Below are 13,784 nucleotides of genomic sequence, written 5' to 3'. Positions count from 1 at the left end.
GAATTAGTCCTCCTCAATATATTTTCTATATGCGGAAAAAGCGGAGGGAATCGGGTATTTTCCCTTCGACTCTTTTTTATTGATAAAAAGCAGGTTTCCTGCCTTTTTCTCCTCTGTGGTAGCAACTTTTACCACATATCCTTTCATATGCCACTCCACATGCGAAAAAATATGCTTTGCTTCCCCGGCAGCCCTTATGTGCAGGGGCATGAGTTTTAATTCCTCCACTGCACTTAACACTTCCTCCTGGGTAAGCCACCCTTCCATATTTGGAAATTCATATAAACCTGCCAACAGCCCTTTATCCGGACGCTTGCAAATAGCATATTCCTGTCCGTTTTGTATGAGCAGGACTGTCTTTTCCTCAATCCGGCGCTGTTTTTTCGCCGCTTTTTTCGGAAAATCCAGAACCGTACCGTGAGCCCGGGCGCCGCACAGATGACGTACAGGACAGGCATCGCATTTTGCCATACCGTTCGGTATACACACCGTAGCCCCCAGCTCCATGAGGCTTTGATTAAAGGCCCCCGGCCGGTCCTCTGGCATGACAGCTTCCAATTCCTGCTCCACGCGCCGCTTTACAGACTGCTTTAGGATATCCTCCCCGTTTTCTGTGATCCGGGAAATGACACGCAGTACATTGCCGTCCACCGCCGGCTTTTTCAGACCAAAGGCAATGGAGGAGACAGCGCCTGCGGTGTAACTGCCAATGCCAGGAAGCGCCAGAATCTTTTCATAATCCGGGGGAATATTCCCGCCGTATTCTTCGACGATCTCTTTTGCTGCCTTCTGCATATTTTTCACACGATTATAATAGCCCAAACCCTCCCACAATTTCAAGAGTTTATTTTCCGGGCAGGCTGCCAAATCCCGGATTCCGGGAAGTTCCGCGAGAAACCGCCGGTAATAGTCTTTCACAGCCTCCACCCTGGTCTGCTGCAGCATGATCTCCGACACCCAAACATGATACGGTGTCGGTTCCCTCCGCCAGGGCAGATCCCGCTTGTTCTCCTCATACCAGGAAAGCAAAGGCTCTGTTATCTCTTCCAGTTTCATAAAAGCTGCACCTCCACCGGTTCCCCAAGACAAATGGCGTCCGGTTCTACCAAACAGTCATAGGCCAGTACATGTACACCTGCCTGTTCTGCCTCCAAAAGTGCCTGGGCAAACGCCTCGTGCGTCCTTTTGTTAGGCTCAAAGTATTTCACGTCCTTCATCTGGATAACAAACATAATATACGCCTCATAGCCGTCTTTTATACATTGGCACAGTTCCTTTATGTGCTTGATGCCTCGCTCGGTGGGCGCGTCCGGAAAGCGGACAATCCCATCCTCCTCAAGAGTCACGCCTTTTACTTCCATGAAGATTTTCCGTTCCCCCTGTTCCATGTACAGGTCAAACCGGGAATTTCCGTATTTTGTCTCCGGCCGGATATAGGCGCCCTCCCCAAGGAGATTTCCTTTTCGCAGCCACTCCTCCACCACCCGGTTGGGAATCTGGGAATCCATATTGATCAGGCGTTCTCCCTTTCTCACGGCTATCAGGTCATATGCTGTTTTACGTTCTTTTTTGTCACTTTTCTCCAGAAAAACAGAGGCGCCGGGAACTAATAATTCCCGGCACCTTCCAGTGTTTTTCACGTGACAGATCTCTTCCTGCCCGTCAATCTCCACACGGGCAATAAAACGGTTGGGGCGGCTTACAAAGCGCCCTTCCCTGATATTCTTATATCTCATGCTTCTGTCAGTCCCTCATAGATCTCTTTTACGCTGTCAAAGACATAGGTTGGCTTTACATCTCCTTCTTCTATGTCCTGTGTAGTCGCTTCACCGGAAAGCACACAGATGGTATCCACCCCGGCTTTCACTCCGGTTTTAATATCTGTGTAGAGCCGGTCACCAATAATGACAGCATCCTCTGCCCTCATGTCCAGCTTCTTTAATACACAGTTTACCATAATCGGCTCAGGTTTACCAATAAAAAATGGTTCTTTTCCTGTGGCATTTTTCAGCATTATGCTCATAGAGCCACAGTCCGGGATATAACCAAAGCTCACCGGGCATACAAAATCAGGATTTGTAGCCAGATATACCACATCCCTGCCCAGCATAATGCATGTATTTCTGATTTTCTCAGAGGTATTTTCCGTATCAAATCCAATGAGTACAACCGTGGCCCTGTCATCCACCTCTGTGACTACCTGTATGCCGGCCTCACGCAGCTCATTTACCAGGGAACGGGTTCCCATGCAGTATACCACCTGTCCCGGATAATTTTCATTGATATACATAGCAGTTGCCTGGCTGGATGTGTAGAAATTCTCATATCCTGCCCGGATCCCCATCTTAGATACCTTCTCCACATAGTCGTTTACCGACTTGGAGGAATTGTTGGTGATAAAGATGTACTGTCCGCCTCTTCTCTCGATCTCATCCAGGAAATCCAGTGTTCCCTCAAATATTTCATCTTCATTATAAATCGTCCCATCCATATCCAGAAGATATAGCTCCTTGTCTCTCAGGCTTTCTGCATTTTTACCGTTCTTATCTGTCAGCATTTTCTTCTCCTTGTAAATCTTCGTTCTTTTTATACCGCCGGTATATTTTTTGTGGCAATGATATCCACACCGGTTCCGCACACATTTCTAAGCACCACATCTCCAATATGTACCGGGGCGTTCATCCGGACGGCTCTTAAAGCTTCTGCGCAGTCATAAATCTTTCCTTTTGGAATATCGGAGGCTGTCTTGACGGATACCACCGGAAGGGTGCCTCCGGCTACACGGACAGAGGACGTGACAATCCTGGTGGGGTTGGTCACCTCTTTTTTTCCGTAAGCTTCACCCTTTTTGCAGGTGTTTCCCTCCACCTTTTTCACAGCTCCGTTTTCCATTGTAACAGTAAGACTGCATCCCAGAGGACAATTAATGCAAATCAATTCTCTCGTTTCCATCTCTATGCCTCCTCCACTTTCACAGTAATCTTATCGAAACTTTCATCGTCTGTCAAATCTGATCTTTTCAATACAACCTGCTCCATCTCACCGGGTGCCAGCTTTCTCTTTTTCTTATGCCAGATCCGCCTCTCACCCAGGTACACACTCACATAACAGTCCCTGTAAACACCGCCCACCCGGAAACGCAGGGTAAGGGTATCTTCCATACACGCAGGCCGGATGGTCTGGGGCACTGTGTAACGCACGCCATCCACAGCCAAAACCCGGATCGACCTTGCATCCCTTTTTTCCTTCTCTCCCCGGATATACGCGGCCGCACAGGCACCGGCCCTTGCTGCCTCCTCGGAGACATAGTCTACCAGGTCATGTACATGGAGCACATTGCCGCAGGCAAAGACACCCGGCACATTGGTCTCCAGGCTTTCATTCACCACAGGGCCTGAGGTGACGCGGGACAGTTCCACGCCTATTTTTCCTGACAACTCATTTTCCGGGATCAGGCCGCAGGAAAGAAGCAATGTGTCGCAGGCGTAAAACTCCTCGGTTCCTGGGACCGGCTTCCGGTTCTCATCCACCTGCGCCAAGGTGATCCCTGTGACTCTTTCCTTTCCCTGAATATCAACCACGGTATGACTGAGTCTTAACGGAATATCAAAGTCATTCAGGCATTGTACAATATTTCTCTGAAGGCCGCCGGAAAAGGGCATCAGCTCTGCCACCACTTTTACCTTGGCACCCTCCAGGGTCATTCTCCTTGCCATGATCAGCCCAATATCACCGGAGCCCAGGATCACCACTTCCCTGCCCGGCATATATCCCTCCATATTCACCAGACGCTGCGCTGTTCCCGCAGTGTAAATACCGGCGGGGCGGTAACCCGGAATATTCAGGGCGCCTCTTGGCCTCTCCCTGCAGCCCATAGCCAGGATCACGGCGCGGGCCTCCAGCATCATAAGACCGTCCTCCCTGTTCATAGCCATAACGGTTTTGCATGCTTCCCCATCCCGGATATCCAGAACCATAGTGTGCAGTTTATAGGGAATCTCCATCTCTTCCACCTGGGCAATAAAACGCCATGCATATTCCGGCCCTGTCAGTTCCTCCTTAAAGGTATGGAGACCAAATCCATTGTGGATACACTGGTTTAAGATTCCGCCCAGTTCCCTGTCACGCTCCAGGATCAGGATGTTTTCCACCCCTTCTTTTCTCGCAGATACAGCGGCCGCCAGTCCTGCCGGGCCTCCACCGATTATAATTAAATCATAACACATGATCTTTCCTCTCTTTCCCCGTTTAAACTGTCTTATTCTCTCCTGCTTCCCCGTCTTTGAGCACACCTGTAAGAAGCTTTGCCCCTTTGCCTGCCTTTGTAAGGCTGAGTGGGTCCACATGCAGCTCTCTTGCCAGTATTTCCATGGTCCTGGGTGCGCAGAAACCTGACTGGCATCTGCCCATTCCCGCCCTTGTTCTCCGCTTCACACCATCTAAAGACCTGGCGCCCAAAGGCCGTCTTATGGCATTTATGATCTCACCCTCCGTCACAGTCTCACAGCGGCAGATGACGTTGCCGTAAGCCGGGTCTTTTTGGATCAGCTTTGCCATTTCCTCAGGAGAGGCCTGCGCCACGTTGGGAATATCCTCCCTTGTGCCGATAAAATCGTCCTTCTTTTTTGCATGGAGATACTCTGCTGTCATCTGTGCCAGGTATTCTCCTATGGCAGGAGCACTTGACAGGCCCGGTGACTCAATCCCCGCCGCATTGAAAAAGCCTTCCGCATCCTTAGCTTCACCCAGAACAAAATCCTCATTTTTTTCTGTGGCCCGAAGACCTGCAAAGGACGTGATCACCATATGCAGGGGAACATCTGCAGCACTGACACGTGCCAGAGATGCCACTTTTTCAAGTCCCCCGGCAGTTGTCTGGATTCCCTCTTTGTCCTCAATGTCATCCGCCGTGGGACCTACAAGCAGATTGCCGTGCACTGTGGGGGTGATGAGGACCCCTTTTCCCATCTTTGTTGGAAGCTGGAACACTGTGTGGGATACAAAATCTCCTGCTTTTTTATCCAGCAGGCAGTATTCCCCTTTTCTGGGCGTGATAGAGAGCTTTTGGCTGCTCACCATATTGTTGAAAACATCAGCATATACACCCGCTGCATTGATGACGCACGCTGTCTCGTAGTATTCCCGGTCAGTCTCAATTTCGTAACCACCCTTATCCAGCTTTCTGACTGCTTTTACCTCTGTATCCAAAAAGAAATCCACACCGTTCACACAGGCATTCTCCGCCATGGCGATAGTCAGTTTAAAGGGACATACGATTCCGCCGGTGGGGGCATATAACAGGGCTTTGACCTGGTGGGAAATGTTTGGCTCCAGTTTATGGATCTCTTCTCCCCTCACGATCCTTAAGCCTTCCACCCCATTCTCCTCCCCACGCGTTTTCAATGCCTCCAGCTTCGGGATATCATGCTCATCAAAGCAGAGGACTAAAGAACCATTCTGCCTGTATGGAAAATCCAGTTCCATTGACAGCGCTTTCATCATTTTACTGCCTCTCACATTCATCCTGGCCTTCATGGAGCCCGGTTCCGCATCAAAACCGGCATGGACAATCGCACTGTTGGCCTTGGAAGTACCGCAGCAGACATCCTCCTCCCGTTCCAGCACGGCTGTCTTCAGGCTGTATCTGGACAGCTCCCTTGCCACAGAGCTTCCCACAACTCCAGCCCCGATAATTATCACATCATATTTCATTTTCTCATTCCTCCTATTTTTGTAATAAAAGATCCGGCGAACCGGAGCCACGGGCCAAAGTACAGCCGTTTTCGGCTGTATCTTATTCACCCATTACACAAAAAAGAGACAAGGCGAATACACATGCTTCTGACATGTGTCCTTCGCTTTGTCTCTGTTCTCCAGCGTTATCTATTCTATTTACATGAACCAGACTTTCTGGTTCGTGGTGGATATGGATACGGCTCCTGCACTCAGTGCTGCCATGATATCCTCCTTATCCGCGATCAGTCCCCCTGCAATGACAGGTGTTCTGCTGTGTATACAGATCCTCGCAATAATCTTGGGCATAACACCCGGAAGCACTTCTATCATATCCGGATGCACACTCTCTGTCTGTCTTCGGATACTCTCAAAGGCAATGGAATCGATAACGAAAAAACGCATGACCGCAAACAGTCCCAGTTCCTTTGCCTGTTTGATGATGGCAGGCTTGGTAGAGATCACACCGTCTGTCTCTGTGGTGTTTTTCAAAAAGTCTACGGCAACCTCTCTGCTGCTCAGGCCTCCTATGAGGTCAATATGTACCAGAACGGTTTTGCCGCCCTTTTTCAGGCGCCCCACAATATCACCGATACTGCAGATATCCCCATAGAGCACAAAAACGATCCTGATGTCAGATCCCAGACACCTGTTAAGTCCCTGTTCATCCTTGATGGCTGCCACCACAGGGCAGTCCTCAAATTGTTCTAAAATATCCTGTTGTTTCATGAGACACTCCATTTCCGTACTGTAAACTAGTACAGCGTTGCATAAGTTCCGGTGATAGAGCACCCGCTATTTACGCCAGTGCCGCGTTGCCGAAGCTAGTCGTAGGAACCGCTGCGCCGTCGCTTTGGCGCCTTGCACTGACGAAAATATCAGGCACTCTATCACCGAAACTTACGCAATGCTGTACTAGTAAACTATTTGATTTTAAAAAGACAAGACAATAAAGCCGTCATACGGCTTTATCCTCTTGTCTCCTGTCTCTTCTTACATCTTAGCACATCCCCCTGTGCCATGCAAGCATAAATGTCACTTGTTGTAATGTTTCCGTAACAGTTCGTTACTGTTCACAGCCCAATGTCCCGGGGATGTTGTCCCGCCAGGTGCTGCCTTGCATTTGCAAGGCAATCCCGAGGCAGCTACGCACCAGACTGCGGCTGCGTTTTTGCCTACTGCTTGTTACTCTCTGTAGAAACATACCACCGGGCAGCCCGCCTCTATATTTTCGTATATCGTTGTAGCTGCAGCAGTGGGCAGGTTGATACATCCATGAGAGCCGCTGGTGCGGTAGATGGAGCCACCGAAGCTGTATCTCCAATTGGCATCATGCAGACCAATGCCGCCGTTAAAGGGCATCCAATATTTTACAGGCTGTTCATACTCATAAGTGCCGTCCTCCAGTTTCCGTCCTCTGAGCACCTGGTTTCTTTGTTTATACATAAGAGAATACACACCTCCCGGCGTCCTTCTGTCTCTCATGACATAAGTACCGGATACAAAATCCGTATCCATAAGCAGTGCTCCATCCTTGTAGAACCAAAGGTGCTGGCTGGTCAGGTCGATCTCCACATAGGTTCCGCCGATATCATTTTCCCCGTATGCCACACCAGCCTTGGAATACACAGGCTCACGGACCGTCACTGCATGGTTGGCAATGTCCTCTAAAAGCTGGGCCTTTTCCTTTAACTGGTTTATCTGGAACCCGTAATTGCCGCCGGAAACAGTGATCGGTTCCCCTGTGGCTGTGCTTGTTATGGTCCTGTCCCTGCCCACGGTATCATAGTTTTCCGCCAGCCAGGCGACAAACTCCGTTACTCTGGCCTCCAGTGTTGCCGGGTCCTCCACATAATTACCGTTCTCGTCGTAGGTCATCCACTCTTTCACGGTCATACCGTCCAGCACTTCTGTCTTATCTCCGAAGGTATAGGTGACCGTTACGGCTGCACAGGAATTCCACACATCCCTCTGGTGATTCAGAGTGGGGTCCTCCTTTGTGACAGCCGGAGCTGCATAGGCACCTGCCTCCTCAGCGGAAACTGATTCCTCACTGCCGGCCACAGCCTGCTCAAGAGCGGAGAGGATAACATCCTCCTGTACGGTGGTGCCTGCCGTCTCATCCACAATGACAAACTGGTTTTCCTGGAAAGTAATGTACGCATCCGTTGGAGCCTCCATGCTGGCGGCCTGCATACAGTCAAAAGACTGAAGCTGGGCTTTCAATGCCTCCTTATCATACTGGATGTTCTCCTCAGCCTCATGATCGGTATCCCTGAAATATCCTGTTATCCAGGTGAAGGGATTCTGCTCATCTAAAAGCTTCTGCACACTTCCGTCGCTGACATAAGCATAACCAATGTCCTGTCCTTTGATCTCTCTTGTCTGGTCATTTCTGAACTGCACCTGAACAGAATAGTCCTCAACTTTTTTCCGTATCAAATCTTCCGCCTGCTCCACAGTCAAGTTCCCGCAAGCTATATGGTTTACGGTTGTTCCCTTAAAGAATTTGTCTTTATAATAGTAAGCGCCCGCGCCATAGCCGGCAGCTGCCAGTATGACCACAGCACCTGTGATGCCAAGTGCAATTTTGATCCCGGTCTTTTTACCCTTCTTTTCCTCAGCCCTCATTTCTTTTTTGGCTGCTTTTTTCTGCATCTTTATAGTTTTTTTATCCGGCTCCCGGTAAGCAGCGGTTTCCGCCTGGCTTCCGATGGTATCCTGTATGATTTTCTCCATGGCAGAATCAATTTTGGCTTCCATCTCTGATTTAGGCTGTGTCTGTTCTGCCTCCCCTTGCCGGACAGCAGCTTTCGCCTGTTCTTCTGCCTGCTGCAATTTCTTTTGCTGTGTCTTTTTTTTCATCTAATTTGCTCCCCGATATTACATTTCTGTGGGTACTGCAGCCATCTACGCTTCATTTTCCATGCTGCAGCCGCCTATATTCGACATAAACGCGAATACTTGTCTATTATAACACAAAATTCTACAACCGGATAAATATAAATGAATCCTAAAAAAAATTTAAAGCTTTTGTCATACTTTCTGTTCCTTTTAGTGTATGTGAAATATTTTCTTCATATTCTATCCTGTCACAGAATTCTGCTGGGAATGGATCAACCATATATTAGACGCACGAAAGTGTCGAAAAGTGTCACAAGGAATAAAAAATATTTTTCTCCGCATACTAATTCTGCAGCGCAGGCAACTGCTGCCGCCCAATATAAGCAGAATAAGTGAGGATACTGCCATGTTAAAAGAAAAACCTTACGAAAACGACTATGATGACGGAAACATTCCTGAGATCGACCTGCCCAGGGAGTCAAACGCCACAGACGTGATCCCCGACGAAGTGCCGCGCAAAGACGGCCCTGGCGGAGAAGGCTGACAGGAAGCGAGGTGAATTCTGATGATCGACAATGAAGAACTTCCCATCGGCTTCACCATGGAACTGGCGCAGCATTCAGACATCCTGAACCATTTTGCCCAGCTTCCCAAATCTGAACAGAAGCCTCTGGTAGACAAAGCCAGACAGGTAAACTCCCGCCACGAAATGCGGGAGTATGTGGAATCCATGTTCCGCCCCTGAGATGCGCTGCTTCAAAAGCCGGCTGTGACACGCAGGATCCTCTGCGCCGCACAGTCGGTTTTTCTGTCCCTTCATTCATTTTTGGCTGACTGCTTAATGATCTGATTGATATAGGTACTCAGCCCCGCTACCAAAATCCCCTGGGTAACAGCAGTAAACACTGCCTTTGCGGCTGTCTGCGGAGAATGGACATCACAGACTGCAAGTACCCATACCGCGCATATAAGGATTCCTGCTGCTCCCAGGATCAGAGGGATATACTTATCTTTTACTGCCTGGGACTGTTTCAGCGCCATGCCCACAAAATAGAGCACTATGGCCACCACAAGAAGCTCAGGTTTTACATATTCCATTATAGTCTCCATTTCCCCTCCCCATAATACTGCCTCTCTTACCATCATATGCGCTGACAGGCTTAACTTGCCGGGACCGGTGTATTTTTTTCCATTCCATGATAATTCCTGCAAAATACCGTTTCCCCGCATATCCGGATGTGTTATACTAAAAGCGGTTACTATTCAACCTTCTGGCTTCATAGCAGCAAAAGCATGCACAGTCCTGCCTTTTAGGGTACAGACTGCATAGACCGCAGTCTGGCGCGAGGCCGTCTCGGGATTGTCTTGCAATTGCAAGGCAGCATCTGGCGGGACAGAGGAAGGCTGAACTGTTACTAAAAGTTTCTAAAGCAAAGAAGGAGGATTGCTGTAAAGCAAAAGAAATCTTATGTACCATTTACTGAATCAATATTTAGATACAAAACAGATCGTAATGCTGGGAATCATCATTACCTTTCTCATCACATTTTTTGCCCTGAAACATCCCTTTTCCTTTCTCCCCAGTGACCAGGGACGGGATTTCGCCTTAAACGGCGCACTCTCAAAAGGTAAGACAAGGGGCGTTGGGCTGACGTTTGTCATCTGTTTTATCATCGGCGCGGTTCTCTTTATGCCTCTTGACAAAGAGTATATCGTCTACGCCATACTGCTTCTCTGCATTATGCTGAGCGGATACCTGGACGATGCTGCTGAGACGCCGTGGAATGAATACAAAAAAGGTCTGATCGACCTCATCATCTCCGCTGTGGCTGTTCTCACTTTCCTGAATTTTAACAGTACCACCATCTCCCTTGGTTTTGCAGAGCTGGAAATACCAAAAGCGGTCTTTGCCATACTGGGCATTATCCTCTTCTGGGTCTCCATCAATGTAACAAACTGTACCGATGGTGTGGACGGGCTGTGCGCCAGTCTCTGTGTGATCGTGATGCTGTCCTTTGGCCTGATCTTTAAAGAAACTCTGGGAACTTACGTGATCGCCAATTTCCTTTTTGCCGCTGTCCTGCTGGCATACCTGTACTTTAATTCCTCCCCCAGCAGTATGCTGATGGGAGACGCAGGCTCCCGGGCACTGGGCTTTTATATTGCAGTGATCGCCATCAAATCCCATCATCCGGTCATCTACCTTCTGCTGGCAGGTGTACTGATCATTGACGGCGGCCTGGGACTTGTAAAACTCTTCCTGAAAAGATTTTTAAAGATCTCCATCCTGAAAAATACAAGAACCCCCATTCATGACCACGTAAGAAAAAAATGCGGCTGGTCAGATACTCAGGTTGTTGTCCGTTTCCTGATCATCCAGGTGATCCTGGCTGTTGCAGCATACATGCTGGTAAAATAAAAAAGAAAGAGAAACACGCCATGACAGCTGTGTTTCTCTTTTTCCTTTCCCCCTCATTTTGCTGCCCTCATACACGGTCCGGTGTCGGCTCAGAACTGAGCCATCAGATATGAATAATAATATCCTGAACATCACAATTTAGAATATCACAGAGCACATCAATGGTCTTTGTGGTAATGGCCTCACCCTTTTTCATCCTGTACAGGGTATGGGCTGATACACCATGGGTATGAATCAATTGATACTCCGTCAAATCTCTCCGGAACAGTGTCTCGTAAAACGGTTTATAACTGATCATAAACACTTCTCCTATCCAAAACATTTATTGAATAGTATCATACTCAATCTCTTGACTATACTCAAAATATTGAGTATATTTAAAACAAAAGAATGAAATGGGGGAATATTTTATGACAAATCATGAAGAGCCAAAACATTCATCAGAATACGACAAGAAACAGTTCCTTGAAAGCTGTGACAGGTATGAGGACAAAACCCTGGAAAATATTATAAAAAAAGCAAAAGAGATGGGACTTCTGGAAGATTAGTCTTACCCCGGCCGGGATGTGCCGGGGATTTTTTTCTCAATGCAGAATGCCGCTTGTACTCTTTCCTCACTTTATGTATAATAAATGGGGAATCTGGAAACCCTGACTGCGGCTGAAAAAACCGCAAATAAAAACAAAGGAACTTTAGTATATGAATATAAGAAGACTTTTTGCTGTATGGAGCGCCAAGCTCATTAAGACAGCCTGTCAGATCACCGGCAGACAGGGTGTGACTCTGGCCGGAAAAATAGCACTCTCCATCTATCCGCCCATTTTAAAAGAATTGGCCTGTGAAGTCAGAAAAGACATTTTTGTGGTCTGCGGCACCAATGGCAAGACAACCACCAACAATCTGTTGGCCTCTGTTCTGGAAGCAAACGGCTGCAGGGTTGTCTGCAACCGCACCGGCTCCAACATGCTGAACGGTGTGGTTTCTGCCTTTGTCCTGAATGCCCGGGCAAACGGCCATCTGGATGCAGATTATGCCTGTATCGAGATTGACGAGGCCTCCACGGTCCGTGTATTTCCCCACTTCAAACCTAATTATATGGTCCTGACGAATCTGTTCCGTGACCAGCTTGACCGCTACGGGGAGATTGACACCACTATGAACCTTCTGTCCCGAGCCATGAAGATGGCACCTGATATGAAGCTTTTAGTCAACGGGGATGACTCACTGTCCACCTTTCTCGCCATGGACAATGACAATCCGTACACCACTTACGGCATCAGTGAACAGGTGTACAAAGAACAGGATTCCCGTGAGATCCGGGAAGGCCGTTTCTGTAAACGCTGCGGAGAAAAAATGGAGTACAAATTCTACCATTACAGTCAATTGGGGGATTATTTCTGTCCCAAATGCGGTTTTTCCCGTCCTACACCGGAATTTGACGGCAGCCATATTGATATGTCGGATGGTCTGTCCTTTGATGTGGGCGATTTTCATATAAAAGCCAATTACCGTGGTTTTTACAATATATATAACATACTGGCAGTCTACGGCGCTGCCTCCCTGGCGGGTATTCCCCTTGACCGTTTTAACAGGATTCTGGGTGACTACACACCCCAGTTCGGAAGAAATGAACTTTTTGAAATCGGCGGTACGAAAGTCATGCTGAACCTGGCTAAAAACCCGGCAGGTTTTAACCAGAATATCGGGGCGGTCATGACTGACACTTCCCCCAAGGATATCATAATCCTGATCAATGACAACAGCCAGGACGGCACGGATGTATCCTGGCTCTGGGATGTGGATTTTGACAGGCTGAAGGACGCCAATGCCGCATCCATAACCGTCAGCGGCATCCGCTGTCAGGATATGCGCCTGCGGCTGAAATACGTGGATATCCCCTCCTCTCTGGAGCCTGATATAGAGAAGGCTATCCAGACCCGAATCCAAAACGGAACCAAAAACCTGTATCTGCTGGTAAATTACACCGGCCTGTATACCACCCATAATATCCTGAAGAAAATGGAGGGCAGAAAATGATGAAGATCACCATCGGACATTTATATCCGGACCTGCTGAACCTGTACGGGGACAGGGGAAATATCCAGTGCATGATGAAGCGCTGCCAGTGGAGAGGCATCGAAGCTGAGACCATAGAATACCAGCTTGAGGACCATATTGACTTTTCAGCTCTCGACATTGTGCTTCTGGGCGGCGGATCTGACAGGGAACAAATGCTGGTCTGTGACAAGCTGCGCAGCATTCAGAAGGATTTCAGAGATTATGTGGAGGACAACGGTGTGGTGATTGCCGTCTGCGGCGGTTATCAGCTTCTCGGTCATTATTATGACACAGATGATGGACGCATTGAAGGCCTTTCCCTTGTTGACTTATACACAGAACAGGGCAGCCCCCGCCTGATCGACAACATTGTACTGGAGAATGATAAATTCAGCCTTCCCATTGTGGGCTTTGAAAATCACGGAGGCCGCACCTATATCGGAGATAATGAGCCTTTCGGAAAAGTCCTCTACGGAAGCGGCAACAACGGAGAGGACAAGGCAGAGGGTGTGCTTTACAAAAATGTTGTGGGCACCTATCTCCACGGCCCCCTCCTTCCCAAAAATCCGCATATCAGCGATTATCTGATCACAAACGCCCTGGAACGCAAATACGGAAAAGCGGAGCTGGCTCCGCTTGATGACAGCCAGGAGATTGAGGCAAACCAGTATATCTATCATCGCTTTACAGCCAAACAATAGATAAATACGGGGGTCTTATGATTGCTATG

Annotated in this window: 16 protein-coding genes; 6 read left to right on the top strand and 10 right to left on the bottom strand. The window is 48.4% G+C overall.

All coding sequences use genetic code 11. The annotated features are described in order from the left end of the window. Positions 1-3: 3 nt before the first annotated feature. From mutY to CI595_RS18400, 8 genes are all read right to left on the bottom strand, one after another. The gene (gene mutY / locus CI595_RS18435; protein ID WP_095175098.1) at positions 4-1,056 is read right to left on the bottom strand and encodes an A/G-specific adenine glycosylase; all 1,053 of its coding nucleotides are present in this window, start codon (positions 1,054-1,056) and stop codon (positions 4-6) included. Further along, positions 1,053-1,736, bottom strand: a complete 684-nt coding sequence (sfsA, locus tag CI595_RS18430) for a DNA/RNA nuclease SfsA (RefSeq protein ID WP_095175097.1) — start codon at positions 1,734-1,736, stop codon at positions 1,053-1,055. The genes mutY and sfsA overlap by 4 nt, the downstream gene beginning before the upstream one ends. Beyond that, positions 1,733-2,557, bottom strand: coding sequence for an HAD-IIA family hydrolase (locus CI595_RS18425; protein ID WP_187144042.1), 825 nt, complete (start codon positions 2,555-2,557; stop codon positions 1,733-1,735). Before CI595_RS18425 ends, sfsA begins: the two co-directional genes overlap by 4 nt. 29 nt (positions 2,558-2,586) lie before the next feature. Then, the gene (locus CI595_RS18420) at positions 2,587-2,952 is read right to left on the bottom strand and encodes a DUF1667 domain-containing protein (RefSeq protein ID WP_095175096.1); all 366 of its coding nucleotides are present in this window, start codon (positions 2,950-2,952) and stop codon (positions 2,587-2,589) included. 2 nt (positions 2,953-2,954) lie between these two features. Then, positions 2,955-4,229 carry an NAD(P)/FAD-dependent oxidoreductase gene (locus CI595_RS18415; RefSeq protein WP_095175370.1) on the bottom strand — a complete coding sequence of 425 codons (1,275 nt, stop codon included), beginning with the start codon at positions 4,227-4,229 and terminating at the stop codon, positions 2,955-2,957. Positions 4,230-4,248: 19 nt separating this feature from the next. Beyond that, positions 4,249-5,712: an NAD(P)/FAD-dependent oxidoreductase gene (locus tag CI595_RS18410; RefSeq protein ID WP_095175369.1), complete on the bottom strand. Its 1,464-nt coding sequence runs from the start codon at positions 5,710-5,712 to the stop codon at positions 4,249-4,251. 180 nt (positions 5,713-5,892) lie between these two features. Then, positions 5,893-6,462, bottom strand: a complete 570-nt coding sequence (locus CI595_RS18405) for a glycerol-3-phosphate responsive antiterminator (protein WP_095175095.1) — start codon at positions 6,460-6,462, stop codon at positions 5,893-5,895. 456 nt (positions 6,463-6,918) lie between these two features. Continuing rightward, positions 6,919-8,598 carry a L,D-transpeptidase family protein gene (locus CI595_RS18400; RefSeq protein ID WP_095175094.1) on the bottom strand — a complete coding sequence of 560 codons (1,680 nt, stop codon included), beginning with the start codon at positions 8,596-8,598 and terminating at the stop codon, positions 6,919-6,921. A 385-nt stretch (positions 8,599-8,983) separates the two neighbouring features. Here CI595_RS18400 and CI595_RS26365 point away from each other — a divergent pair, with 385 nt between their 5' ends. Next, entirely contained in the window at positions 8,984-9,121 is a 138-nt protein-coding gene (locus CI595_RS26365) for a hypothetical protein (RefSeq protein WP_167388472.1), read from the top strand. A 21-nt stretch (positions 9,122-9,142) separates the two neighbouring features. Continuing rightward, complete coding sequence (locus CI595_RS18395) at positions 9,143-9,322, top strand: HMG-box domain-containing protein (protein WP_065542391.1); 180 nt, start codon at positions 9,143-9,145, stop codon at positions 9,320-9,322. 71 nt (positions 9,323-9,393) lie between these two features. Here the strand turns inward: CI595_RS18395 and CI595_RS18390 are convergent, their stop codons facing one another. Next, entirely contained in the window at positions 9,394-9,687 is a 294-nt protein-coding gene (locus CI595_RS18390; protein WP_095175368.1) for a phage holin family protein, read from the bottom strand. Positions 9,688-10,045: 358 nt separating this feature from the next. Here CI595_RS18390 and CI595_RS18385 point away from each other — a divergent pair, with 358 nt between their 5' ends. Beyond that, positions 10,046-10,996, top strand: coding sequence for an MraY family glycosyltransferase (locus CI595_RS18385; RefSeq protein ID WP_095175093.1), 951 nt, complete (start codon positions 10,046-10,048; stop codon positions 10,994-10,996). A 103-nt stretch (positions 10,997-11,099) separates the two neighbouring features. Here CI595_RS18385 and CI595_RS18380 read toward each other — a convergent pair whose 3' ends face one another. Then, on the bottom strand, positions 11,100-11,294 hold the full coding sequence (locus tag CI595_RS18380) for a helix-turn-helix domain-containing protein (RefSeq protein ID WP_095175092.1): 195 nt from the start codon (positions 11,292-11,294) through the stop codon (positions 11,100-11,102). Positions 11,295-11,406: 112 nt separating this feature from the next. Here CI595_RS18380 and CI595_RS26140 point away from each other — a divergent pair, with 112 nt between their 5' ends. From CI595_RS26140 to CI595_RS18370, 3 genes are all read left to right on the top strand, one after another. Further along, entirely contained in the window at positions 11,407-11,544 is a 138-nt protein-coding gene (locus tag CI595_RS26140) for a hypothetical protein (RefSeq protein ID WP_156087477.1), read from the top strand. A gap of 151 nt (positions 11,545-11,695) precedes the next feature. After that, positions 11,696-13,033: a MurT ligase domain-containing protein gene (locus CI595_RS18375; RefSeq protein ID WP_095175091.1), complete on the top strand. Its 1,338-nt coding sequence runs from the start codon at positions 11,696-11,698 to the stop codon at positions 13,031-13,033. Next, positions 13,033-13,755, top strand: coding sequence for a type 1 glutamine amidotransferase (locus tag CI595_RS18370; RefSeq protein WP_187144047.1), 723 nt, complete (start codon positions 13,033-13,035; stop codon positions 13,753-13,755). The genes CI595_RS18375 and CI595_RS18370 overlap by 1 nt, the downstream gene beginning before the upstream one ends. Positions 13,756-13,784: the final 29 nt, after the last annotated feature.

This window comes from Blautia hominis (genome assembly GCA_002270465.1).
Lineage (GTDB): Bacteria > Bacillota > Clostridia > Lachnospirales > Lachnospiraceae > Blautia > Blautia hominis.
This window is presented reverse-complemented; position numbering and strand designations above follow the sequence as displayed.

Bases quoted from the DNA above. Each gene is read 5' to 3' on its own strand.
- CI595_RS18380 (WP_095175092.1), bottom strand. From the start codon at position 11,294: ATGATCAGTTATAAACCGTTTTACGAGACACTGTTCCGGAGAGATTTG.
- CI595_RS18385 (WP_095175093.1), top strand. From the start codon at position 10,046: ATGTACCATTTACTGAATCAATATTTAGATACAAAACAGATCGTAATG.
- CI595_RS18400 (WP_095175094.1), bottom strand. From the start codon at position 8,598: ATGAAAAAAAAGACACAGCAAAAGAAATTGCAGCAGGCAGAAGAACAG.
- CI595_RS26140 (WP_156087477.1), top strand. From the start codon at position 11,407: ATGACAAATCATGAAGAGCCAAAACATTCATCAGAATACGACAAGAAA.
- CI595_RS18410 (WP_095175369.1), bottom strand. From the start codon at position 5,712: ATGAAATATGATGTGATAATTATCGGGGCTGGAGTTGTGGGAAGCTCT.
- CI595_RS18405 (WP_095175095.1), bottom strand. From the start codon at position 6,462: ATGAAACAACAGGATATTTTAGAACAATTTGAGGACTGCCCTGTGGTG.
- sfsA (WP_095175097.1), bottom strand. From the start codon at position 1,736: ATGAGATATAAGAATATCAGGGAAGGGCGCTTTGTAAGCCGCCCCAAC.
- CI595_RS18395 (WP_065542391.1), top strand. From the start codon at position 9,143: ATGATCGACAATGAAGAACTTCCCATCGGCTTCACCATGGAACTGGCG.
- CI595_RS18420 (WP_095175096.1), bottom strand. From the start codon at position 2,952: ATGGAAACGAGAGAATTGATTTGCATTAATTGTCCTCTGGGATGCAGT.
- mutY (WP_095175098.1), bottom strand. From the start codon at position 1,056: ATGAAACTGGAAGAGATAACAGAGCCTTTGCTTTCCTGGTATGAGGAG.
- CI595_RS26365 (WP_167388472.1), top strand. From the start codon at position 8,984: ATGTTAAAAGAAAAACCTTACGAAAACGACTATGATGACGGAAACATT.
- CI595_RS18375 (WP_095175091.1), top strand. From the start codon at position 11,696: ATGAATATAAGAAGACTTTTTGCTGTATGGAGCGCCAAGCTCATTAAG.
- CI595_RS18425 (WP_187144042.1), bottom strand. From the start codon at position 2,557: ATGCTGACAGATAAGAACGGTAAAAATGCAGAAAGCCTGAGAGACAAG.
- CI595_RS18370 (WP_187144047.1), top strand. From the start codon at position 13,033: ATGAAGATCACCATCGGACATTTATATCCGGACCTGCTGAACCTGTAC.
- CI595_RS18390 (WP_095175368.1), bottom strand. From the start codon at position 9,687: ATGGAGACTATAATGGAATATGTAAAACCTGAGCTTCTTGTGGTGGCC.